At 59.3% G+C, this 23,133-nt stretch carries 18 protein-coding genes and 2 tRNA genes; 12 read left to right on the forward strand and 8 right to left on the reverse strand.

Annotated features, from left to right (window positions below; translation table 11 throughout):
- The first annotated feature begins 50 nt into the window (after positions 1–50).
- The 7 genes from hfq (at position 51) to V6F78_RS11545 (ending at position 8,713) form a co-directional block, all read left to right on the forward strand.
- Positions 51–311 (forward strand): RNA chaperone Hfq, encoded by a 261-nt coding sequence (gene hfq / locus V6F78_RS11515; RefSeq protein WP_047273123.1) that lies wholly within the window; start codon positions 51–53, stop codon positions 309–311.
- Positions 312–323: 12 nt separating this feature from the next.
- Entirely contained in the window at positions 324–1,625 is a 1,302-nt protein-coding gene (hflX, locus tag V6F78_RS11520) for a ribosome rescue GTPase HflX (protein ID WP_047291654.1), read from the forward strand.
- Positions 1,626–1,721: 96 nt separating this feature from the next.
- Entirely contained in the window at positions 1,722–2,906 is a 1,185-nt protein-coding gene (hflK, locus tag V6F78_RS11525; RefSeq protein ID WP_047291656.1) for an FtsH protease activity modulator HflK, read from the forward strand.
- Complete coding sequence (gene hflC, locus V6F78_RS11530; RefSeq protein WP_047273126.1) at positions 2,906–3,784, forward strand: protease modulator HflC; 879 nt, start codon at positions 2,906–2,908, stop codon at positions 3,782–3,784. The genes hflK and hflC overlap by 1 nt, the downstream gene beginning before the upstream one ends.
- A 323-nt stretch (positions 3,785–4,107) precedes the next feature.
- Positions 4,108–5,295 (forward strand): ATP phosphoribosyltransferase regulatory subunit, encoded by a 1,188-nt coding sequence (locus V6F78_RS11535; protein WP_047273127.1) that lies wholly within the window; start codon positions 4,108–4,110, stop codon positions 5,293–5,295.
- Between the two features lie 54 nt (positions 5,296–5,349).
- Positions 5,350–6,639 carry an adenylosuccinate synthase gene (locus tag V6F78_RS11540; RefSeq protein WP_047273128.1) on the forward strand — a complete coding sequence of 430 codons (1,290 nt, stop codon included), beginning with the start codon at positions 5,350–5,352 and terminating at the stop codon, positions 6,637–6,639.
- A 139-nt stretch (positions 6,640–6,778) separates the two neighbouring features.
- A complete protein-coding gene (locus V6F78_RS11545) occupies positions 6,779–8,713 on the forward strand; it encodes a methyl-accepting chemotaxis protein (protein ID WP_047273129.1) in 1,935 nt (644 codons plus the stop codon).
- A gap of 51 nt (positions 8,714–8,764) precedes the next feature.
- Here the strand turns inward: V6F78_RS11545 and V6F78_RS11550 are convergent, their stop codons facing one another.
- The 8 genes from V6F78_RS11550 to V6F78_RS11585 all read right to left on the reverse strand — a co-directional run bounded on the left by V6F78_RS11550 (position 8,765) and on the right by V6F78_RS11585 (position 17,610).
- A complete protein-coding gene (locus tag V6F78_RS11550; protein ID WP_047275100.1) occupies positions 8,765–10,318 on the reverse strand; it encodes an ABC transporter permease in 1,554 nt (517 codons plus the stop codon).
- Positions 10,318–11,343 (reverse strand): iron ABC transporter substrate-binding protein, encoded by a 1,026-nt coding sequence (locus tag V6F78_RS11555; RefSeq protein WP_047273131.1) that lies wholly within the window; start codon positions 11,341–11,343, stop codon positions 10,318–10,320. Before V6F78_RS11555 ends, V6F78_RS11550 begins: the two co-directional genes overlap by 1 nt.
- Before the next feature lie 122 nt (positions 11,344–11,465).
- The gene (locus tag V6F78_RS11560; RefSeq protein ID WP_226942022.1) at positions 11,466–12,578 is read right to left on the reverse strand and encodes a cytochrome-c peroxidase; all 1,113 of its coding nucleotides are present in this window, start codon (positions 12,576–12,578) and stop codon (positions 11,466–11,468) included.
- The gene (locus tag V6F78_RS11565; protein ID WP_442965107.1) at positions 12,575–15,379 is read right to left on the reverse strand and encodes a TonB-dependent receptor plug domain-containing protein; all 2,805 of its coding nucleotides are present in this window, start codon (positions 15,377–15,379) and stop codon (positions 12,575–12,577) included. The genes V6F78_RS11560 and V6F78_RS11565 overlap by 4 nt, the downstream gene beginning before the upstream one ends.
- 156 nt (positions 15,380–15,535) lie before the next feature.
- Positions 15,536–16,507, reverse strand: a complete 972-nt coding sequence (locus V6F78_RS11570; protein WP_094990088.1) for a FecR family protein — start codon at positions 16,505–16,507, stop codon at positions 15,536–15,538.
- Positions 16,508–16,569: 62 nt separating this feature from the next.
- Complete coding sequence (locus V6F78_RS11575; RefSeq protein WP_047275104.1) at positions 16,570–17,076, reverse strand: sigma-70 family RNA polymerase sigma factor; 507 nt, start codon at positions 17,074–17,076, stop codon at positions 16,570–16,572.
- A gap of 195 nt (positions 17,077–17,271) precedes the next feature.
- Positions 17,272–17,358: transfer RNA gene (locus V6F78_RS11580), tRNA-Leu, on the reverse strand.
- 165 nt (positions 17,359–17,523) lie between these two features.
- Positions 17,524–17,610 (reverse strand) — tRNA-Leu (locus tag V6F78_RS11585).
- 224 nt (positions 17,611–17,834) lie between these two features.
- Here V6F78_RS11585 and rnr point away from each other — a divergent pair.
- The 5 genes from rnr (at position 17,835) to V6F78_RS11610 (ending at position 23,117) form a co-directional block, all read left to right on the forward strand.
- Positions 17,835–20,501 carry a ribonuclease R gene (gene rnr, locus V6F78_RS11590; protein WP_094990089.1) on the forward strand — a complete coding sequence of 889 codons (2,667 nt, stop codon included), beginning with the start codon at positions 17,835–17,837 and terminating at the stop codon, positions 20,499–20,501.
- Complete coding sequence (rlmB, locus tag V6F78_RS11595; RefSeq protein WP_047273136.1) at positions 20,498–21,265, forward strand: 23S rRNA (guanosine(2251)-2'-O)-methyltransferase RlmB; 768 nt, start codon at positions 20,498–20,500, stop codon at positions 21,263–21,265. Before rnr ends, rlmB begins: the two co-directional genes overlap by 4 nt.
- Positions 21,266–21,500: 235 nt before the next feature.
- Positions 21,501–21,926, forward strand: coding sequence for a 30S ribosomal protein S6 (gene rpsF / locus V6F78_RS11600; protein WP_003439045.1), 426 nt, complete (start codon positions 21,501–21,503; stop codon positions 21,924–21,926).
- A 28-nt stretch (positions 21,927–21,954) separates the two neighbouring features.
- The gene (gene rpsR / locus V6F78_RS11605; RefSeq protein WP_003171373.1) at positions 21,955–22,185 is read left to right on the forward strand and encodes a 30S ribosomal protein S18; all 231 of its coding nucleotides are present in this window, start codon (positions 21,955–21,957) and stop codon (positions 22,183–22,185) included.
- A gap of 35 nt (positions 22,186–22,220) precedes the next feature.
- A complete protein-coding gene (locus V6F78_RS11610; protein ID WP_047273137.1) occupies positions 22,221–23,117 on the forward strand; it encodes a hypothetical protein in 897 nt (298 codons plus the stop codon).
- The last annotated feature ends 16 nt before the right edge of the window (positions 23,118–23,133 follow it).

The raw sequence follows: 23,133 nt of genomic DNA on the forward strand, positions 1-23,133 counted from the left end.
TCGACCCTCTAAATTTTGTTTCTTTTTTTATCCTTACAGGAGTGCGGCATATGTCAAAAGGGCATTCGCTACAAGACCCTTACTTGAATACTTTGCGTAAAGAGAAGGTTGGCGTTTCCATCTACCTGGTCAACGGGATCAAGCTGCAGGGGACCATCGAGTCTTTCGACCAGTTCGTGATTCTGCTGAAAAACACCGTCAGCCAAATGGTTTACAAACACGCTATCTCGACAGTCGTTCCTGTGCGTCCAATTCGTCTGCCAAGCGCAGCAGAATCGGAACAAGCAGACGCTGAGCCAGGTAACGCCTGATAGGAGTCTGCTTTGTTCTTTGAGCGCCACGGTGGTGGTGAGCGAGCAATCCTCGTTCACTTGGAAGGTCAGGACCCTGAGGCGCGCGAAGATCCGCAGGAGTTCCAGGAGTTAGCTGTGTCGGCCGGCGCCGAGACCGTCGCGTTTTTTAACGTGCCGCGTCATCGGCCATCGGCCAAGTACCTGATTGGCAGTGGCAAGGTCGAGGAATTACGCGACCTGGTCAAGGCCGAGAAGGTCGACATTGTGATTTTCAATCACGTCCTCACGCCCAGTCAGGAGCGTAACCTCGAACGTGTTTTCGAGTGTCGCGTGCTTGACCGTACCGGGCTGATTCTCGATATCTTCGCTCAACGTGCCCGTACCCATGAAGGCAAGCTGCAGGTCGAACTGGCCCAGCTTGATCACATGAGCACGCGTCTTGTGCGCGGCTGGACTCACCTTGAACGTCAGGGTGGCGGTATCGGTTTGCGCGGGCCGGGTGAAACCCAGCTTGAAACCGACCGGCGTCTGCTGCGCGTGCGCATCAGCCAGATCAAGGCCCGTCTGAAAAAAGTCCGCAGTCAACGCGAGCAGTCCCGTAGAGGGCGCCAACGCGCCGATATTCCTACAGTGTCGCTGGTGGGCTATACCAACGCGGGCAAGTCCACGCTGTTCAATGCGGTGACCGGTTCTGAGGTGTTCGCCGCCGACCAGTTGTTCGCCACGCTCGATCCGACCCTGCGCCGTCTGGATCTGGACGACCTGGGGCCAATCGTACTGGCTGACACCGTGGGCTTCATTCGTCATCTTCCGCACAAGCTAGTTGAAGCTTTCCGGTCTACGCTCGAAGAGTCGAGCAATTCGGATTTGTTACTGCATGTGATTGATGCGCACGAACCGGAGCGCATGGCGCAGATCGAGCAGGTGATGGTGGTGCTGAACGAGATTGGCGCCCAGGACTTGCCGATCCTTGAGGTCTACAACAAAATCGATTTGCTTGAAGCGGTCGAGCCGCAGATCCAGCGGGATGCCGATGGCAAGCCGCAACGGGTCTGGTTGTCGGCCCGCGACGGCGAGGGGCTAGACCTGCTGCAACAGGCCATTGCCGAGTTGTTGGGCAACGAATTGTTTGTCGGTACCTTGCGCTTGCCGCAGCGTTTTGCTCGACTGCGTGCCCAATTCTTTGAATTGGGCGCGGTGCAAAAAGAAGAACACGACGATGAAGGCGTGTGCCTGCTGGATGTACGCCTGCCGCGAGCCGAGCTTAATCGCCTGGTCAGCCGCGAAGGGATGGAACCAGCGGTGTTCATCGAAGAACACACTTTGCAATAAAAGCCTCGCAAAGCGGTCGTGCCGCTGTGATAGGCATTCTGTAGCATTGGTCGGCGCGCCGTGGGCGCGTCTTTGCTTTATCAGATGGAGAGCGCTATGGCTTGGAATGAGCCGGGTGGCAACTCGAACAATCAGGATCCTTGGGGTAGCAAACGCCCTAAAAATGGCGACCGCAAGGGACCACCAGATCTCGACGAGGCCTTCCGAAAGCTGCAGGAAAGCCTGAATGGGTTGTTCGGTGGTGGGAAAAAACGTACAGGCGGTAGCGATGGCGGTTCAAACGGCGGCAAAAGCGCCGGTTTTGGCGTGCTCGGTATCGTGCTGGTCGTCATGGCAGCCGTCTGGCTGTACAGCGCTGTTTACGTGGTCGATGAGCAGGAGCAAGCCGTGGTGCTGCGACTGGGCAAGTACTACGACACAGTAGGACCGGGCCTGAATATCTATTTCCCGCCGTTCGATAAAAAGTACATGGAAAACGTCACGCGTGAGCGTGCGTACACCAAGCAGGGCCAGATGCTGACTGAAGACGAAAACATCGTCGAAGTGCCGCTGACCGTGCAGTACAAGATCAGCAACCTGCGCGACTTCGTGCTGAATGTCGATCAACCGGAAGTCAGTCTGCAACAGGCGACCGACAGCGCCTTGCGTCACGTCGTGGGTTCGACCTCGATGGACAAGGTGCTGACCGAAGGCCGTGAGCAGATGGCGATAGAGATCAAGGAACGCTTGCAGCGCTTCCTCGATACCTACAAAACCGGTATCACCGTGACTCAGGTCAACGTGCAAAACGCCGCCGCACCGCGTGAAGTGCAAGAAGCCTTTGATGACGTGATCCGTGCCCGTGAAGACGAGCAACGTGCCCGTAACCAGGCCGAAAGCTACGCCAACGGTGTGGTGCCGGAAGCACGTGGTCAGGCCCAGCGCATCATTGAAGATGCCAACGGCTACCGTGACGAAGTGGTTTCGCGCGCCAAGGGTGAGGCTGATCGCTTTACCAAGCTGGTTGCCGAGTACCGCAAGGCACCGGAAGTCACGCGTGACCGTCTGTACCTGGACACCATGCAGGACGTCTTCAGCAATACCAGCAAGGTACTCGTGACCGGCAACAAAAACGGCCAGAGCAACCTGCTTTATCTGCCACTGGACAAAATGATTGAAGGCCGTAATGGCAAGAGCACGCCGGCAAGCGGTTCTGCCGCCGCCGCGAGCACCAATAACGATGCTGCTTCACATGTCAGCACCGATCTGCCGCAACAGCCGCGTACCAGGGAGAGCCGCTGATGAGCAATAAATCGCTGATCGCCCTTATTGTCGGCGTAGTCGTGGCAGTGGTGGCCTGGAACAGCTTCTACATCGTCTCGCAAACCGAACGCGCGGTTCTGCTGCGCTTCGGCCGTGTGGTTCAGGCGGATGTCCAGCCCGGCCTGCACGTGAAGATTCCTTACGTTAACCAGGTGCGCAAGTTCGACGCCCGCCTGATGACGCTGGATGCGCCGACTCAGCGTTTTCTGACGCTGGAAAAGAAAGCTGTAATGGTTGATGCCTTCGCCAAGTGGCGCGTGAAAGATGCCGAGCGCTTCTACACCGCCACCTCCGGCATGAAGCAGATTGCTGACGAGCGCTTGTCGCGCCGTCTGGAATCCGGCCTGCGTGACCAGTTCGGCAAGCGCACCCTGCACGAAGTGGTGTCGGGTGAGCGGGATGCCTTGATGGCTGACATCACGGCCTCGCTGAACAAAATGGCTGAAAAAGAGCTGGGCATCGAAGTGGTCGACGTTCGCGTCAAGGCCATCGACTTGCCAAAAGAAGTCAACCGTAGCGTGTTCGAGCGCATGAGCACCGAGCGTGAACGTGAAGCCCGCGAGCACCGGGCCAAGGGTAACGAGCTGGCGGAGGGCATTCGTGCCGACGCCGACCGTCAACGTCGTGTTCTGCTGGCTGAGGCGTATCGTCAGTCTGAAGAACTGCGCGGTGATGGTGATGCCCAGGCTGCCGCGATTTACTCCAAGGCTTACGGCCAGGATCAAGAGTTCTACAAGTTCTATCGCAGCCTGCGCGCTTACCGCGAAAGCTTTGCGAACAAGAGCGACGTACTGGTTCTGGACCCGAGCAGCGACTTCTTCCGTTACCTGGAAAAGTCCAAGCCGCAGCAACAATAAGGCGTCATGCCGTCCGATTGTGGTCTCTGACGTAACAATCGGGCGCATGCTTTCACTCCGCCTGGCGGGCAAATGGCCTGGCGGGGTGATCCTTTAAGAAAACGTGTGTATGATGCGGCAGCCGGGAAATTCCCGGCTTTTTTGCGTCTGCATGTTTGATTGACCGATCGGCTGGTACAGCGTCGGCAGATTTTTCGAGGAATGTGCTGTGTGAGCCTTTCGTTTAAGGCTTTTTTGCTGTGCGCGTTCAAGACGCAGCCACGTTCTGCTTTACTCAAGGCTCGCCTGCTGGCTGGCCGCCCGGATCATAGGGGAATGGCGTAATGGCAACGGTAGACCGCTGGCTCCTGCCAGATGGCATCGAAGAAGTACTTCCACCTGAAGCAGCCCGCATTGAAGTGGCGCGCCGTCAGGTGTTGGATCTGTTCCAGAGCTGGGGCTATGAGTTCGTCGTCACCCCGCATATCGAATACCTGGAGTCCCTGCTGACCGGGGCTGGCCAGGATCTCGACCTGCGGACCTTCAAGGTTATTGACCCGCAGACGGGTCGCCAGATGGGTTTTCGTGCCGACATCACGCCGCAAGTGGCGCGTATCGACGCGCATACCTTGCGCCGGGCCGGTCCTAGCCGTTTGTGCTACGCCGGCAGCGTGCTGCATGCTCAGCCGCGTGCCCTGTCATCCTCGCGCAGCCCGATTCAGCTGGGTGCCGAGTTGTATGGCGATGCGAGCCCGAGCAGCGACGTTGAAGTCATCAGCCTGATGCTGGCAATGCTGCAACTGGCTGACGTCCCGGATGTCCACATGGACCTGGGGCATGTCGGTATTTACCGTGGTCTGGCCCGTGCGGCCCGACTGTCGGTTGAAGTGGAACAACAATTGTTCGACGCCCTGCAACGTAAGGCGATCGACGAAGTAACGGCCTTGACCGAAGGCTTGCCGGCCGATCTGGCGGACATGCTGCGGGCATTGGTTGATTTGTGTGGCGGTCGCGAGGTGTTGGCTGCTGCGCGTGAGCGATTGGCCAGGGCACCGGCGCAGGTCATGGCGGCTCTGGATGATTTGCTGGCGATTGCCGAGCGGTTGTCGGTGCGTTTTCCGCAGTTGCCGTTGTATTTCGACCTGGGTGAGTTGCGTGGGTATCACTACCACACCGGTGTGGTGTTTGCGGTTTTTGTACCGGGCGTTGGGGACTCCATCGCTCAGGGCGGTCGGTATGACGACATCGGTGCCGACTTCGGTCGTGCCCGTCCGGCAACCGGCTTCTCGACCGATTTGAAAACCCTGGTCACCCTGGGGCGTGCTGAAGTCGAGTTACCGTCTGGTGGTATCTGGATGCCTGACAGCACGGATGCGGCACTCTGGCAGCACGTTTGCCAGCTTCGCAGCCAAGGCCAACGCGTGGTTCAGGCATTGCCTGGGCAGGCGCTGACCGCCGCCCGCGAGGCCGATTGTGACCGCCAATTGATTCTGCAGAACGGCGCGTGGCAAGTCATGCCGCTCGCTTCTTGAGTTTTCCTGCCGGCGGCTGCCGGCACCAAGTTTGCGCGAATGAGGACAAGTGTTATGGGTAAGAATGTCGTAGTCCTGGGCACCCAATGGGGTGATGAGGGCAAAGGCAAGATCGTTGATCTGCTGACCGAACATGCTGCCGCTGTAGTGCGTTACCAGGGCGGCCACAACGCGGGCCACACGCTGGTTATCGACGGCGAAAAAACCGTATTGCACCTGATTCCGTCGGGCGTGTTGCGCGAAGGCGTGCAATGCCTGATCGGCAACGGCGTCGTGGTCGCTCCCGATGCCCTGCTGCGTGAAATCATCAAGCTGGAAGAGAAAGGCGTACCGGTGCGTGAGCGCCTGCGTATCAGCCCGTCCTGCCCGTTGATCCTGTCCTTCCACGTGGCGCTGGACCAGGCCCGTGAAAAGGCCCGTGGCGAGCTGAAGATCGGTACAACCGGTCGCGGCATCGGCCCGGCTTACGAAGACAAGGTTGCACGTCGTGGCCTGCGTGTCGGCGACCTGCTGAACATGCCGCGCTTTGAAGCCAAGCTGCGTGAGTTGGTGGAATACCACAACTTCATGCTGGTGGGTTTCTACAAAGAACCGGCCATCGACTTCGACAAGACCCTGGCCGAGTGCAAGGAATACGCCGAGCTGCTCAAGCCGCTGATGCTGGACGTGACAGCCGAGCTGCACGACCTGCGTCGCGCTGGCAAAGACATCATGTTCGAAGGCGCGCAAGGTTCGTTGCTCGACATCGACCACGGCACCTACCCGTACGTGACCAGCTCCAACACCACGGCCGGTGGCGTTGCGACCGGTTCGGGCGTAGGCCCGATGTTCCTGGACTACATCCTGGGCATCACCAAGGCGTACACCACCCGCGTGGGTTCGGGCCCGTTCCCGACTGAGCTGTTCGACGACGTCGGCGCTCACCTGGCCAAGCAAGGTCACGAGTTCGGCGCCACCACTGGCCGTGCCCGTCGTTGCGGCTGGTTCGACGCCGTTATCCTGCGCCGCGCTATCGACGTGAACAGCATCTCGGGCATTTGCCTGACCAAGCTGGACGTACTGGACGGTCTGGAAACCATCAACATCTGCGTAGGCTACAAAGACGCAGACGGTAACGAGATCGCACCGACCGACGCTGACAGCTACGTGGGCCTGCAGCCTGTGTACGAAGAAGTGCCGGGCTGGACTGAATCGACCGTGGGTGCCAAAACCCTGGAAGAACTGCCAGCCAACGCACGTGCTTACATCAAGCGCGTAGAAGCACTGATCGGCGCGCCGATCGACATCATTTCGACCGGCCCGGACCGCAACGAAACCATCGTTCTGCGTCACCCGTTCGCTTAAGTCGCATGCTGTCAACCAAAGGGCCCTTCGGGGCCCTTTGTTGTTTTTGCCGCGCAGGCCATTCACGGCACGACCCTTGCTGTAGAGAACCTTATCAAAGGTGCCATCAATGTAATGGCACGTCGTAGAGGGGTTCGTCATGTCAGCCATTCTTTCTCTGTTACAAAGCCGACTGTTGCGGCCCGTGTTCGTTACCCTTGGTATCGCTCTTTTGGTGCAAGTGCTGGTCGCGGTTGCACTGACACGGAGCACGGTCACGGCGTTGGAGTCGGACCTGGATGCGCGTCTGGGGGCCGACAGCCAAAAACTATCAGTGGAGCTGGAGCAAGCCGGACGTGAAGTCAAAGGCAGTCTGGAAGGACTGTCTGCGAGTACGCGCCAACGCCTGACGGCAGGTTTGTCCCCGCGCTTGAAAGAAGAACAGGCGCAGGTGCGTACAACGCTTGAAAAAAGCCTGATGGATTCTGCGAACGACATGGCGCAACTGCTTGCCGCCGTAGCGCCGCGTGCCATGTGGGACAGCGACGTCCCCACGCTGTCTGAATTCGCCCGTCGCGCTCAGCGCAACCCCAACGTGCTGTTTGTGGTGTACGACGACGCCACCGGCCAGCACCTCACGCGTTACCTCAACCGTGAAAACCCGATCAACAAGGCACTGCTGGAAAAGGGCCAGGGCGACCGCGCGCTGGATAAAGTGCTGGATGCGGCCCGGCATGATCCGGCGGTGTATTACATCGAAGCCCCGATCAGCCCCAATGGCGTGGAGATCGGCAAAGTCCTCATGGGGGTTTCCACCGCGACGATTGAGCAGGACGTGGCGGCGCTCGATCAGCGGTTTAACGGGTTGATTGCCAGCAGTGAGCAGTTGGTCAGCGACAGCCTGCAAGGGGCAGCTGCCGACAGTGCGGGCGCGTTGCGTTCGCGACTGGAATCGGCCCAGGCCGCCGCGGCCCAAATGCAGGCCAATACCGCCAGCACCGTGCGCGATGCGGCGGATACCTTGCGCTGGCGTATCGGGCTGGGGCTGGCGATTGTCGGGTTTGCTGTCTTGCTGCTGGTGGCCGTGGTGCTGGGGCGGCGGGTGGTCAACAAACTCCTGTTGTTGATCGCAGCGCTGGATGACCTGGCGGCCGGGGAAGGGGACCTGACCAAGCGTGTGGGCCTGAACAGCAAAGATGAAATCGGTGACATGGCGGGTGCGGTCAACCGGTTTGTCGACAAGTTACAGCCCATCGTGCGTGAAGCTGGCGATGTGGCGCAGCGCACGGGTGTTGAAATCGGTGCCATGACCCTGCGCAATGCCGGTGCAGACGCCGCCGCGCAACTGCAGCGCGACGAGGTGGCACAAAGTCTGGATGCCTTGTCGACCATGGCCGATGCTGCGCAAACGGAAAGCCATGCGATGCAGGCGGCGCTCCAGCAGGTGATGGACATTCGCCAGGCCACGGATGAAAACACCCGGACCTCGGCGCAGGTCGGCGGTTTGATCGAGGCCTTGGCGGTGCAAGTGGGGGCGGGCGCCAAAGTCATCGAGCGACTGGCTCAGCAAAGCGAGCAGATCGAAGTGGTGCTTACCGTGATTCACGGTATCGCCGAGCAAACCAACCTGCTGGCCCTCAATGCCGCCATTGAAGCGGCGCGAGCCGGAGAAACCGGGCGCGGGTTTGCGGTCGTGGCCGATGAAGTCCGGGCACTGGCGAGCAAGACACAAAGTTCGACCGGCGACATTCAGGCGCACATCGTGGCCTTGCAGCAAGGCGCGAAAGAAGCGGTCGCCGCTATCGGGCTGGCTGGGCGGCAAGCCGATGAAGGGCTGGCGGTGTTGCGCGGCAGCGTGCAATTGCAGAAAACCGTGCAGGCGTCGGTCGAAAAAGTGCATGCCGCCATTGGCGACGCGACCAGGGCCGCAGCCCATCAGGCACAGGGCGCGCATGCGGTGCGCGGACGGGTAGAGGTGATCCATGCGCAGACCGAGCGTGCGGCGCAGGCGGTCAATGAAACCACCGCCAGCGGAAGGGTGCTGGATGGGTTGGCCGCGCAGCTGAAAGCGAGCCTTGGGCAGTTCCGGGCGTGAAATCAAATCACCCTCTCCCCGGTGGGAGAGGGTGGCGTGATGGCGTGCTGTTCAGCGGCTCAAATACATCCGCGTGGTCAGCAAATACACGGGCAGCCCCGACACCAGGATCAGCAGCGCCGCATACGGCGCTGCGGCGGCAAACTCAATGTTTGAGGTGTGCGACCACACTTGCGTGGCCAGCGTGTTCAGCCCGGTCGGGCTCAGCAGCAGGGTCGCGGTTAGCTCTTTCATGGCATCGAGGAACACCAGCGCAAACGCCGCACCCAGCGCCGGGAAGATAATCGGCAATGTCACGCGGCAAAATGCCGAGAACGATGAGGCTCCCAACGTGCGCGCCGCTTCTTCAAGTTGCGGCGCGGCTTTGTTCAGTGCCGTGCGGATCGGGGCTTGTGCCAGCGGCAAAAACAACAAAGCGTATGCGATCAGCAGCAAGGTCGAGGTTTGGTACAGCGCCGGCACGTAATGCAGCGCGAAGTACACCAAGGCCAAGGCAATCACCAGACCCGGCAAGGCGTGCAGCAGATACGGCAAGCGCTCGGCCCAAATCGCCAACTGACCTTTATAACGCACCACCAGCAACCCCACCGGCACCGCCAGCAGCAGGCACAGCGCTGCACCGCCCAATGCCAGAGACAGCGACGAGAACAACGCTTCACCGATTTCAGCCATTGGGAACGCCGCCGAGCTGCCTTTAACCAGCCAGTACACCAGCATGCCCAACGGAATGCCGCTGCCAATGATCGCCAGCGCCAGGCAATACGCTTGCCCCGCCAGCGCCAATTTGCCCAGACGCACTTGTCCGGCGTGACGCGCAGCGCCCTGGCCGATGCGTACATGACGCCCCTTGCCGCGCACTTTGAGCTCCAGCCACAACAACGTCAGGCACATCACCAGCAACACGGCTGACAGCATCGCCGCATTGGCGTTACTGAATTCCAGTTCGAATTGCTGATAAATCGCGGTGGTGAAGGTTTGCAGGCCGATGATCGACAGCGCGCCGAATTCCACCAGCATGTGCAGGGCAATCAGCAGCGAACCGGCCAGCAACGACGGCCACAGCAGCGGCAGGGTAATCCTGAAAAACACGCCCCAACGATTCTGGCCCAAGGTCCGGGCCGACTCTTCAAGGGCTGGGTCGAGGTTGCGCAATGTGGCCGCAACCGGCAGGAAAATAAGCGGGTATTTGGACAGGCTCATCACCAGAATGGCGCCGCCCAACCCTTCAAAACTGGAACTGAGCGACACCCAGGTGAAACTGCTGACAAACGCCGGGACCGCGAACGGCAGGCACAAAATCACCCCCCATAGGCGGCGTCCCGGCAGGTTGCTGCGTTCGAGCAACCACGCCAGTGACAGCCCGACCAGCGCGCAGGTCACGGTCACGCCCACCATCAGCAGTAACGTGTTGCGCATCAGGCCGAACACATAAGGCCGCCACAACATATGCGCCGCTTGCGCCCACCCGGCCTGCCAGGCTTTGGTGCCGACATACAGCAACGGCAACAGGCTCAACCCGACCAGCAACAGGACGGGCAGCAGCAGCCAGATGGAAGGCCTTTTACGTTTCAGGGTGAAGCGCGCAGGTTGGGCGGCCGCAAGCATCAGAGCAGGCCAACGTCGCGTTCGAGGTCCAGCGCTTCTTCGGCGTTGCCCAGATCGGCCGGGGTCACTTTGGGCGGTTGCAGCTCATCGAACGGCTTGAGCCCGCGCTCCGAGACCATGCCTTTGCGCATCGGGTATTCGGCGGTGGTGTTGGTAATCACCCGCTGGCCTTCTTCGCTGGCCATGTAGGCCAGCAATTGCTGGGCTTCTTTCGGATGCTTGCTGGCTTTGAGCACGCCTGCGCTGGAGACCGTAATCAAGCCGCCCGCATCACCGTCGGTGAAGTAATGCAGCTTGGAATCCAGTTGGCCTTTTTCGCGCTGCAAGGCAAACCAGTAGTAGTTGTTGACCAACACTGCCGCCACTTCGCCGTTCTCGACCGCTTTGAGCGCCACCATGTTGTTGGTGTAGGTCTTGCCGAACGCGCGCAGGCCCGTCAGCCACTCTTCCGCGGCTTCACGGCCATGCAGCTTGATGATCGCCACGGCTTGTTCCTGAAACGCGCCGCTGGTGGGTACAAAACCGATCTTGCCTTGCCACTCGGGGTCAGCGAAGTCCATCACCGACGCTGGCAGGTCTTTTTCATCGATCTTTTTCGGGTTGAACGCGACCACGCGGGTACGTGCAGTCACACCGATCCAGGTGCCATTGGCGGCCACGTATTCCTTGGGCAGGGCTTGCAGCGTGGCGTCATCAGCCTTGGCCAGAAAACCCTGTTCGCCCAGGTTGTTCAGGGGCGGGGATTCTTCGGCGTAGAACACGTCGGCGGGCGATCGATCACCTTCTTCCATGATCTGGCTGGCCAATTGATTGCTGCTGCCTTTGCGCACATTCACGTGAATGCCGGTCTTGGCTTCGAACGCGGCGGCGAGGTTGTCACCGACTTCCTTGTGCTGACCGTTGTAGAGCGTCAGGGAAACTTTGTCGGCGGCGTAGGCGGTAGGTGCGGTGAGTGTGAGACCAAGAGCGGCGATCGACAGGCCGCGCAGTAGGAATGTCGCAAGCTGGGTATTTCGGAGCATCATTCGCTGGGTTCCTCGCTTGGGTACTACAAAACTTGTAACAATAATAAACGATATTGTTTCTCAAGTGCGCTTGACCCAGCGTCCAATTGCGCAAACGCGACCAACTGTGATGCCGCTGGCCTTCATAGTGTGTCGAGAAAGCTGCGTAAGGCCCGTAATTCATCCTTATCCATGTTCAGCACTTTCAGACGTTCGCTGGTGGTGGGGAACAGCGGATCGTTGGCTTGCTGCGCGTTGGGGCGTGGGCGCGGCATGCCCATGTTGTAGAACGCCAGCGTGCCTTCCATATTCACGAACAGGCCGTTGTGCATCCACGGCGCGGTTTTGCTGACCAGCCGCAGAGACGGTGTACGGAAGGCGCCCACGTCCTCGGGCTTGCCGGTCACTTGGTAGCGCCCCAGGTCTTCGTATTTGCGTCCGTAATAGCTGAGCCCCACGTTGTGGAACTGTTCGTCACTCAAAGCGGGGCCGAAGTGACAGTTCATGCAGCGCGCTTTGGTGCGGAACAGATGCAGGCCGTAAAGCTGCTCTTCGCTCATGCGCTGCGGGCGCCCGCGCAGTAATTGTTCGAACGCGGTCGTGCGGGTGGCCGTCACCAGCGTGCGCTGAAACGTTGCCAAAGCCTGTGCGGTTTTTTCTTGCGTGATCGGCCCTGGACCAAACACTTCGGCAAACTGCGTACCGTAGGACGTGTCTGAATTGAGCCGTTGTAGCAGTTGCGGAATATCGAAGGCCATTTCCACCGGGTCAATGATCGGGTGCATGGCCTGCTGTTCAAGGCTGCCGCCGCGGCCATCCCAGAACAGCGCAGCACTGTAACCGCTCATCACCAGGCTGGGGGCATTGCGGCGGCCGCTTTGGCGGTCATGGCCAAAAGACACGCGTCGGCCATCGGCAAACGCCAGGTCGGCTTCATGGCAAGACGCGCAGGCAATCTGCCCTGAACGCGACAGCTTGGGGTCGTTGAACAGTTTTTTGCCGAGCGCCGCTTTGGCATCGCTGAACGGGTTGTCGGGCGGCGCGGGGGCGTGGGCAGGGAGCGCGGCCATCTCTTGCCATTGCACGTCGGCGTCCACAGTGGGCGCAGGCCACTGCGCAACGGGCTGGCGATACAGATTGGCGATGCAGGTTTTGTAGTCGGCGGCAGCTGCGACGCAGGGTTGAGCCGCGTTCGCGGTGCAGGCGAGCGCGCCCAGCCAGAGCCCAAGCACGCTGCGATGAATGAGCGCTTTCAAAATGTGTAACCCACTTCGACCATGAATTGGCGACCCACTTCAAAGGTTGTCAGGCCCGTGGTGTCGGTGGTGCTGACGATTTGTTTGTCCAGCAGGTTGGTGACATCCAGGTTGACGAACACCGATTGGTCCTTGGCGGTGGGCATTTCCCAGGCCAGGCGGGTGTCCCAGGTCAGTGCCCCGGAAAACGGCGTCTCTTCCCAGACGCGCACGGCAGCGCCCTGAAACTCTGTGGTTTTACCCGTGGCCGCGATCCGGCGGTAGCCGTCGCGGTAACGCAGGAAGTTGCTCCACGTCAGGTGCAGCGGTTCAACTTCGGTGACGGTGGTCAGGCGTGCCGTCCAGGGGCGGTTGTAATTGCTCGCGGGCATGTCCGAATACTTCATGAACTTGCCGTCGTACTGGATCGTCGGGTCTTCCACATAAATGGCGCCAATGTTGGCGCTGTAGTTGGACAGGCCGGTGTTTTGCACCGTGCTCCAGTCCATGGCGAATTGCCCCGTGGTGCGGGTGCTGCCCACTATGAAGGGGCGCAGCGGGGTGATGGTCAGGGTGTAAATGTCGGCTTCGCTTTGGCCGCCGTTGTAATAGGTGTAGTAATTGGCCGCCAGGGTGGTGGGGTCGTCGGTGGGCGCTCCGATCTGTGAGCCCCAGGCGCGGCTGACTTGTTCGCGCCCTTTGCGGTTGACGTATTTGATAGCGAATTCGGTGTCCCACTGCACGTGGCTCAGGCCGAGGGTGAGTTCGTCGTCATAGGGCACTTTGAGCTGGTTGAACTTGCTGTCGTTTGGGGTGCGCTTGCTCATTACCCAATCGGCGGACGGGTTGGTGCGTGTGTATTCGGTGTTCATGGCGGCCACCCCGTCGCGCAGTTTGTAGGCGTACAGGTTGCGTCCGTAATACCGGTTGGCGCCAGCGGTGAGGCGGGTCTGGCCGTTGCCGAACACATCCAGTTCCACGGCAAATCGCGGCGCCAGGGTGACGTGTTTCATGTAGTCGTCGCCGTCGATGCGCACGCCGGGTCGTACCGTCAGGCGTTTGTAGCGCATTTCGTCCTGGATATAGAGCGCCCATGAGCGGGTGTCGAAGGACGTTTTACCTTGGGTCACGGTTTTTTTGTTGGCGTATTGGCCTTCCCAGCCATTGACGGTCATACCCATCGAGCACAACGGGTCATTGGCCGGGCAGGACGTGGCCTTGGCCACTGAATAACTGGTGTAGGGCGTGGCGCGTTCGTACATCACCGTGTTTTGCGTCAGCTCCAGACCGGTTTGCACGGCATGATCGACACCCAGCCAGTTGACGCTGTTCCAGTGCGCCTTGAGTTTGTAGGCCAGGGTTTTCTGTGCCTCGTCGATATCCCCGAAACCACCTTCCGTGGCGGTGAGCGCATTGGTCCAGTCTTTGGTTGTGGAGGTGCGCCAGAACACCATGTAATCGCTGTCTGAGGTCCGGGAGGTGTTCATCTGGCTCCAACTGAGGTTTTGCTCAACCCGGGCCAGTGGGGCGTTCCAGACCATGCGCGCGCTGAGGCTGTCACCACCGGCCTTCATCATGCGGCCGGAATAAATTGCGTTCGGGCCGAAGGTTTCAGCGGTTTCAGGCGCATGGGTCACGCTCATGTCCAGCTTCCAGTCCTCGTTGATTTGCCAGGCGGCCTTGAGGAAATAGTTGTCGATGCGTCGGGTCTGAACCTCGGAGGCATTGGCTGTTTGCGTCTGGTTGGAAACTGAAAAAACGCGGGTCGGGATAGTGGAGTCCTTGCGCGAGAAGCTGCCGAGCAAGCCGAAGTTGTCGGTCAAGTGCCCTTCGAGCGTGGCGCGGGTGATGATTTTTTTGAATTTCGGCTGGGAGCTGTTACCGAACCCGGCTTCGTAATTCTCCAGATCCGGGTCGTCTTCATTGAGGTGATAACGGGTCCATTCGGAGCGCGTCATCTGCACCGACACTTTGCCGTGCAGGTCCATGCTCGGGTCGCGGGTGTCGGCCTGGACCACGCCGCCGTTGAAGCCGCCGTATTCGACGGGCACGTTGCTGTCGTAGACCTTGATGTCATTGAGCAGGTCGGTGTCGAGGGCCAGACCCTGACTGCGACCCGGTATTTCGTCCATGTCATCGTTAGTGTTGCCAGGGTCGAGGTCGTTGTTCATGTTCATGCCGTCGACGATGAACAGGTTTTGCCAGGGCTGTGCGCCGTTGATGCTGATGTTGGCCGGGGCGATCTCGCCGGGGGATTTGCTGTTGAGCTGATTGTTATCGAACTGCACGTTAGGGTTGGTGCGCAGCAGGCTGGTGATGTCGCCATTACCGGACGGCAGGCTGTCGATCATTTGCCGGTCGATCACTTGCTCGCCTTGGTACACCGCGTCCATGGCGGTAATGGGTGTGCTTTTGATCATCAGCACGTCGTGTTCGGCAGGCGGCAGAATCGACACGCTGTCGGCGGAGGTGGCCTCCCATTGCAGGCCGCTGCCACTGAGCAGGCGGGCGAGGGCTTTCTCGGGGCTCATGTGGCCGTTCACGGCCGCGCTGTCGTGGGTGGCCAGCAGTGTACTTTCCGCGCTGACTTGCCAGCCGGACTGGTGTGAGAACGCAATCAGGGCGGTGGCCAGCGACTGGGCCGGAATCTGGAAGCGCAGTTGTTGCTGGCTCATTTGAGCCTTCGCCTCAGGGAGCGCGGCGCAGCTCAGAGAGGGCAGAAGCAGGCACGCAGCAAAGCAAAACGACCTGGAGCGAGGCAGGCTGACGCAACAACGCAAACGCGGAGAAGGCATGAGATGACCTACGAAATGAAACGCCATAGTCACTAATGCGAATCTTTATCAGTGACGTTCGTAGGTAAAGACGCCCGGCGAAACAGGATTTCCAGAAATAAATGAAAATAAATTTGAAAGCTGAAAAGGCTGGCGCAGGCACGCCCCGGGAGTGCGTGTTAGCGCCTCGGACGGGTGTGGCCGCTAAGGTTTTGCCGAAACGATCAACGTATACGGCACGCTGTCTTGCAACTGTCCGCCAAGTGGCGCGATGGCGGCCTGCAGGGCGCGTTTGGGGTCGCGCACGTTAAGGGCGGCGGTAATACGGCGTTGGCCGAGGGTTTTGTCTGTCAGCAAAATCAGTCCCGGCTGATAGCGCCGCAATTGTGCGACTACGTCCTCCACCGATTGGTCAATCGCCACCAGTTGCCAGCGCCGCCAGGGCGCGATCTGCTCGTTGGGCAGTTGAGCCAGGCGGGTGCTGTCGTCAGACGCGTTATACCGAAGTTGATCGCCGTGGTGCAGCAGGTGATCGGGAGTGGACGATGATTGCGAGGTCTTGACGGCCACCGTGCCGCTTTCAACGCTGACATCTACGCGGCTGCCCTGCAGGTTCACGGCAAACGCCGTCCCGGTTACCTGCACGCGTACAGGGCCGGCATTGACGTAGAACGCGCGCGCGGCATCGGGCTGTACCGAGAAAAACGCCTGGCCCCGCAACAACGTCACCTCCCTTTGCTGCGGGTCGAACTGCACGTCCACCAGGCTGTCGCTGTCGAGCAGTACGTGGCTGCCGTCGCTCAAGGTGATGTCGCGGTGTTCAGCCGTGGGGCTGTGAAAGTCGGCGCGTAAGGCTTGCCAGTCCGGCAGCCACATGAACACCGCACAGGCCGCGACGGCTGCGCCGATCAGCGAGCGTTTGCGCCGACGGAGGTGTCGCGGTGCAGGCGCGGGCATCAGCACGGGCGAGGGCGCGGGCTCATGCGGCAGGCTCAGTGCCTCGCCGCTCAGGCGCCAGACTTTCAGGGCTTTGCGGTACGCCGCGTCATGTTCGGGTGCGCTGGCGCGCCAGGCGTTCAGCTGTGTGCTCAGTTCGGGGTCGTCAGGGTGTTGCTGAATCAGCAGCAGCCAGTCGAGCGCAGTCTCCCAGACCGGGTTCGGGTTTTCAGACGTCACGGCACACGCCACCCGAAGCAAAAATGTGGGCGGGTGCGACCGGTGGCGGCGTATCGAAAAAGTCAGTCATCGCTCATTTGTTCCGCGCAGTAAGTCAGGGCGTCGCGTACCAATTGATGGGCCAGGCTGACAGAAATCCCTAGGTGTGTGCCGATTTGCTGGAACGTCATGCCTTGCAAGCGGTGCAGGATGAACGCTTGGCGGGTGCGTTCCGGCAGGCGGGTCAGAGCATGTTGCAATTTGCGCAGCTCGTCCAGATGCAGGGCTTGCTGCTCGGGCGAAGGTGCGCTGGACATGTGCTCATCGGGCGCATCATCGCGGGTGGTGTGACGATTCTCAAGGCTGACGCGGCGATTGAGGTCAAACGCCAGGTTGCGCACGATTCGATAGAGGTAGCCAACGGGTTGGGTCAAGAGGCTGGTGCTGTCTGCCCCTTGGCTGAATCGTAACCAGGCGTCTTGGACGACATCCTCGGCCTTGGCGCGGCAGCCCACGATGGGGGCGGCATAGTCCACCAGGGCATGGCGATGCGCGAGGTAGAGTTGAAGCCTTTCGTTGGTGTCGGACACGGGGTTCCAGGCGTACGCATGAGCGATCTGAAGATGGCCGGATATTAGTGCGATTGAGATGGATTATCAAATGCAGCGTTAGGTAGCGGATAGAAGGTCTTGGCGGGAGAGGGGAGGTTTCAAAAGACAGAAACTAAAAAGCCCGCTTTCGCGGGCTTTTTGAGTGATTTGCAGCGTAGAGCTGTAAACCTGAATTGGTGCCCAGAAGAAGACTCGAACTTCCACGACCTTGCGGTCACCAGCACCTGAAGCTGGCGTGTCTACCAATTTCACCATCTGGGCAGTATCAGCAACGTTGCCGCTGTTGATGTGGCGCACTATACGGAGCACTTTTAATTCTGTAAACCCCTGTTTTAGTTTTATTAAATCAGTGGCTTAGAACGCAAAAACCCGCTTTCGCGGGTTTTTGTGTGAGGCTGAAGATTGTACTAATCTCCATCTCTAAATTGGTGCCCAGAAGAAGACTCGAACTTCCACGACCTTGCGGTCACCAGCACCTGAAGCTGGCGTGTCTACCAATTTCACCATCTGGGCAGCATCTTCAACGTTGCCGTTGTCGATGGCGCGCACTATACGGATGGCCCTTTGACCTGTAAAGCGTTGTGAATAAAAATATCGAAAATTTTTCGCGAACGGTTACAAGGCAGCCGCAAAGCGCGTCAGAAAGGACTAATAAGGCCCTGAGTGAGTCCGACATTTCCCGTTTCAATACGCGTATGCCAAACTAACCCGCATATAGACAAGGTGAAAACTATCTAATGGCCGATTGGCAGACCCTCGATCCCGAGGCCGCACGTGAAGCGGAAAAATACGAAAACCCTATCCCTAGCCGCGAGCTGATCCTTCAGCATCTGGCCGAGCGCGGCTCGCCAGCTGCTCGCGAGCAGTTGGTAGAGGAGTTTGGTCTTACCACGGAAGACCAGATCGAAGCCCTGCGTCGTCGCCTGCGAGCGATGGAACGCGATGCGCAACTTATTTACACCCGTCGTGGCACGTATGCCCCGGTGGACAAACTTGACCTGATTCTCGGCCGCATCAGTGGTCACCGCGATGGTTTCGGTTTCCTGATCCCGGATGACGGCAGTGATGACCTGTTCATGAGCCCGGCGCAAATGCGCCTGGTCTTTGATGGCGACCGTGCGCTGGCCCGTGTTTCAGGGCTGGATCGCCGTGGCCGTCGTGAAGGCGTCATTGTTGAAGTGGTATCGCGCGCTCACGAAACCATCGTGGGTCGTTACTTCGAAGAAGGCGGTATCGGATTTGTCGTCGCCGACAACCCGAAGATCCAGCAAGAAGTATTGGTCACGCCAGGTCGCAACGCCGGTGCAAAAGTCGGTCAGTTTGTGGAAGTGAAGATCACCCACTGGCCGACGCCGCGTTTCCAGCCGCAAGGTGATGTGCTTGAGGTCGTGGGTAATTACATGGCGCCGGGCATGGAAATCGACATTGCCCTGCGCACGTATGACATCCCGCATGTCTGGCCTGAAGGTGTTGTAAAAGAAGCGCGTCGCCTCAAGCCGGAAGTGGAAGAAAAAGACAAAGAGAAGCGCATCGACCTGCGTCATCTGCCGTTCGTCACCATTGACGGCGAAGATGCACGTGACTTCGATGACGCGGTCTTCTGTGAGGCCAAACCGGGCAAATTGCGCCTGTTCTCCGGTGGCTGGAAGCTGTACGTGGCCATCGCCGACGTTTCCAGTTACGTGAAAATCGGCTCGGCGCTGGATGCTGAAGCGCAAGTGCGTGGCAACTCGGTGTATTTTCCTGAGCGCGTGATTCCGATGCTGCCCGAGGAGCTGTCCAACGGCCTGTGCTCCCTGAACCCGAAAGTCGATCGTTTGGCGATGGTGTGCGAGATGACCATCTCGAAAACCGGCGAAATGACCGATTACCAGTTCTATGAAGCGGTGATCCATTCCCAGGCGCGTCTGACCTATAACAAAGTCAGCACCATGCTTGAGCACGCTAAAACCAGCGAAGCCAAGCAACTGCGCAGCGAATACGCCGACGTGGTGCCGCACCTCAAGCAGCTTTACTCGCTGTACAAGGTCTTGCTGGCGGCCCGTCACACCCGTGGTGCGATTGATTTTGAAACGCAGGAAACCCGCATTATTTTCGGGTCTGATCGCAAAATCGCTGAAATTCGCCCAACCACCCGCAATGACGCACACAAACTGATTGAAGAGTGCATGCTGGCGGCCAACGTGGCCACGGCTGAATTCCTCAAGAAGCACGAAATCCCTGCGTTGTACCGCGTGCATGATGGCCCGCCGCCAGAGCGTCTGGAAAAACTGCGTGCCTTCCTGGGTGAATTGGGACTGACCTTGCATAAAGGTAAGGACGGCCCTACGCCGAAGGATTATCAGGCCTTGTTGGCCAGCATCAAAGACCGTCCGGATTTCCACCTGATCCAGACCGTTATGCTGCGTTCCCTGAGCCAGGCGGTATACAGCGCTGATAATCAGGGCCACTTCGGCCTGAATTACGAAGCCTACACGCACTTCACGTCGCCTATCCGTCGCTACCCGGACTTGCTCACGCACCGTGCGATTCGCAGCGTGATCCACTCCAAAATGGACACCCCGCACGTTCGCCGTGCAGGTGCGATGACCATTCCCAAAGCGCGTATTTACCCGTACGACGAAGCCGCCCTCGAACAGCTCGGTGAGCAATGCTCCATGAGCGAGCGCCGTGCCGACGAAGCCACGCGTGACGTGACCAACTGGCTCAAGTGCGAGTTCATGAAAGACCGCGTAGGCGAGTCGTTCCCGGGCGTTGTCACGGCCGTGACCGGGTTTGGCCTGTTCGTGGAACTGACCGATATCTACGTCGAAGGCCTGGTGCATGTCACGGCCTTGCCGGGTGACTACTACCACTTCGACCCTGTGCACCACCGCCTGGCGGGCGAGCGCACTGGCCGTAGCTTCCGTTTGGGCGACACCGTTGAAGTGCGGGTCATGCGCGTCGATCTCGACGAGCGCAAGATCGACTTCGAGATGGCTGAGAAAACCCTCAGCGCGCCAATCGGTCGTAAAAATCGTGGGGCTGAGAAACCGGCCGTCAAATCGACCAAGCCAGCCGGAAAGCCAAGCGGGTACGACACTGAGAAAGTGGCTGAGCCCGCCAAGGCGCCACGTCGCGCACCTGCCAAATCCAGCAAAAACTCGGACGACGCCTATCGCCCAAGCGACGCAGCGGCCAAAAATGCCGAGCTGCGCAAAAGCCGTGAATTGAAGCAGGCGCTGCTGAGCGAATCGAAAAACGGCGGTCGGACATCGGCGCCGGGAAAGTCGGGGAGGGCAGCCCCCGCTAAAGATGCGGGCAAGCCTTCCAAGCCAAGCAAACACCGTAAAGGCCCGCCAAAATCGGGCGCCGCGCCTGCCGCCAAAAGCGGCGGGTCGCGCAAACCTAAGGCCAAGTCATGAGTCAGTTGGAAAAAATCTACGGTATTCACGCCGTAGAAGCGTTGCTTCGTCATCACCCAAAACGCGTCAAGCAAGTGTGGCTGGCCGAGGGTCGTAGCGATCCTCGCGTGCAGACGCTGATCACGCTGGCTGATGAAAATCGCGTGCCGGTCGGCAATGCCGAGCGTCGCGAAATGGACGTGTGGGTCGAAGGCGTACACCAAGGTGTCGTGGCTGATGTCAGCCCGAGCCAGGTGTGGGGCGAGGCAATGCTCAACGAGCTGCTCGACCGTACCGAAGGTGCGCCGCTGATTCTGGTACTGGACGGCGTAACAGACCCGCATAACCTGGGGGCTTGCTTGCGTACTGCCGATGCGGCAGGTGCTTTGGCTGTCATCGTGCCTAAAGACAAGTCGGCAACGCTGACACCGACGGTGCGAAAAGTTGCCTGTGGTGCTGCGGAAGTCATCCCGTTGGTGGCGGTGACCAACCTTGCAGCGACCCTGAAAAAGCTTCAGCAGCGCGGCCTCTGGATTGTCGGCACTGCCGGTGAAGCCGAGCAGGAGCTGTACGAGCAAGACCTGACCGGGCCGACCATCCTGATTATGGGTGCCGAAGGCAAAGGCATGCGTCGCCTGACGCGTGAGCATTGCGACTACCTGGTGCGCTTGCCGATGGCAGGCAGCGTCAGCAGCTTGAACGTTTCGGTGGCCACAGGTGTTTGCCTGTTCGAAGCCCTGCGTCAGCGCAGCGTTAAAGCCAAGTCGCCCGCTAAAAAGAAATAAGCCCGCTGTGTAGCCGCTGCCGCGCTCTGCGGTAGCGACTCCAGGCAAGGCATGGCCTGATTGTTCAAATAATCACCAATTGCCTTGCGCCTCTGTTGTGCCTTCTCTACAATTGCGCCCCTTGCCGTCATGGCGGGCGCATATGTGCCTCTCTAGGCAAGACACACAAGTGTCATTCACTCCTTGTCTGACCGCTTTTCAGTTAGCGGCAGGCTACAACCCGTAAGGAGCATTCATGCGTCATTACGAAATCATCTTTTTGGTCCACCCGGATCAAAGCGAACAAGTCGGCGGCATGGTAGAGCGTTACACCAAGCTGATCGAAGAAGACGGCGGCAAAATCCACCGTCTGGAAGATTGGGGCCGTCGTCAACTGGCCTACGCAATCAACAATGTTCACAAGGCTCACTACGTGATGCTGAACGTTGAGTGCACTGGCAAAGCCCTGGCTGAGCTGGAAGACAACTTCCGTTACAACGATGCTGTGATCCGTAACCTGGTCATCCGTCGCGACGAAGCCGTAACTGGCCAGTCCGAGATGCTCAAGGCTGAAGAGAACCGCAGTGAGCGCCGTGAGCGTCGTGACCGTCCTGAGCATTCTGACAGCGCCGATGGCGATGACAGCGATAACAGCGACGCCAGCGATAACGCTGACGAGTAATCCACGGACCTTTTGAGGAGCCAATTACATGGCACGTTTCTTCCGTCGTCGTAAATTCTGCCGCTTCACAGCAGAAGAAGTGAAAGAGATCGATTACAAGGATCTCAACACTCTGAAAGCTTACGTATCCGAGACCGGCAAAATTGTTCCAAGCCGCATCACCGGTACTAAAGCTCGTTATCAGCGTCAGCTGGCCACCGCTATCAAGCGCGCCCGCTTCCTGGCCCTGCTGGCCTACACCGACAGCCACGGCCGCTGAGACCGGGCAGTCGACAAGCAGTAAAGGATTGAAGCATGCGCGCCTTAGCTGAGTTCATCATGCGAGGCCGTGTGCAGGCCACGTTAGTCGTGGCCGGATGTGCGGCATTGCCGTTCTTGTTCTGGTTGAGTGCTGCTGCAGGTAGCCTTGTGCTCCTGCGGCGCGGTCCGAGAGATGCGTTGAGCATCCTCTCATGGGCGTTACTGCCGGCCTTGGTCTGGTGGTTTATCGGAGAACCCCGCACCTTGATGGTGCTGCTGGGAACTCTGGGTCTGGCGTTGTTTTTGCGCGCCGGGCAGCCCTGGCACCGCGTGCTGCTGGTCAGCGTGGCGTTGGGTGGTGTGTATGGCGTTATCCTGGGCACGGTTTTCCGCGAACCCATTGGTGCGATGGCGCAAGAGTTGGAAAAACTCTTGCCGCAGGTCCTCAATGGACTCTACGACAAGTTATCTGACGTAGAGCGAGCGCGCCTTGGAGCACTGATTGCACCTGTCCTGACCGGTTTGATTGCAGCTTTGATGCAGGTCGTCAGCGTGCTGAGCCTGATGCTTGGGCGTTATTGGCAAGCGTTGTTGTACAACCCGGGCGGTTTTGCCAGCGAATTTCGCAGCATCCGCCTACCGCTGGGTCCAGCGCTACTGTTGCTGGCGTGCATGCTGGTCGGTCCGAACTTCGGACCACAAATGGCCATGCTCACGCCGTTGTGCAGCGTAGTGTTGTTCTTCGCCGGGCTGGCCCTGATTCATGGGCTGGTGGCGCAAAAGCGACTGGCCAAGTTTTGGCTGGTGGGGTTGTACGTCACGCTGTTGCTGTTTATGCAGCTGATCTATCCGTTGCTCGTGGTTTTGGCCATTGTCGACAGCCTGATTGATTTTCGCGGACGTTTGGCGCCGAAAGACGTCGATAAAGACTCTGCGAACGGTGAAGGTTAAAAGTTAAGAGGATTTT

Source organism: Pseudomonas sp. ESBL9 (genome assembly GCF_036668715.1).
Classification (GTDB): Bacteria; Pseudomonadota; Gammaproteobacteria; order Pseudomonadales; family Pseudomonadaceae; genus Aquipseudomonas; species Aquipseudomonas lundensis.

Bases quoted from the DNA above. Each gene is read 5' to 3' on its own strand.
- hfq (WP_047273123.1), top strand. From the start codon at position 51: ATGTCAAAAGGGCATTCGCTACAAGACCCTTACTTGAATACTTTGCGT.
- hflK (WP_047291656.1), top strand. From the start codon at position 1,722: ATGGCTTGGAATGAGCCGGGTGGCAACTCGAACAATCAGGATCCTTGG.
- hflC (WP_047273126.1), top strand. From the start codon at position 2,906: ATGAGCAATAAATCGCTGATCGCCCTTATTGTCGGCGTAGTCGTGGCA.
- V6F78_RS11535 (WP_047273127.1), top strand. From the start codon at position 4,108: ATGGCAACGGTAGACCGCTGGCTCCTGCCAGATGGCATCGAAGAAGTA.
- V6F78_RS11540 (WP_047273128.1), top strand. From the start codon at position 5,350: ATGGGTAAGAATGTCGTAGTCCTGGGCACCCAATGGGGTGATGAGGGC.
- V6F78_RS11545 (WP_047273129.1), top strand. From the start codon at position 6,779: ATGTCAGCCATTCTTTCTCTGTTACAAAGCCGACTGTTGCGGCCCGTG.
- V6F78_RS11550 (WP_047275100.1), bottom strand. From the start codon at position 10,318: ATGCTTGCGGCCGCCCAACCTGCGCGCTTCACCCTGAAACGTAAAAGG.
- V6F78_RS11555 (WP_047273131.1), bottom strand. From the start codon at position 11,343: ATGATGCTCCGAAATACCCAGCTTGCGACATTCCTACTGCGCGGCCTG.
- V6F78_RS11565 (WP_442965107.1), bottom strand. From the start codon at position 15,379: ATGGCGTTTCATTTCGTAGGTCATCTCATGCCTTCTCCGCGTTTGCGT.
- rnr (WP_094990089.1), top strand. From the start codon at position 17,835: ATGGCCGATTGGCAGACCCTCGATCCCGAGGCCGCACGTGAAGCGGAA.
- rlmB (WP_047273136.1), top strand. From the start codon at position 20,498: ATGAGTCAGTTGGAAAAAATCTACGGTATTCACGCCGTAGAAGCGTTG.
- rpsF (WP_003439045.1), top strand. From the start codon at position 21,501: ATGCGTCATTACGAAATCATCTTTTTGGTCCACCCGGATCAAAGCGAA.
- rpsR (WP_003171373.1), top strand. From the start codon at position 21,955: ATGGCACGTTTCTTCCGTCGTCGTAAATTCTGCCGCTTCACAGCAGAA.
- V6F78_RS11610 (WP_047273137.1), top strand. From the start codon at position 22,221: ATGCGCGCCTTAGCTGAGTTCATCATGCGAGGCCGTGTGCAGGCCACG.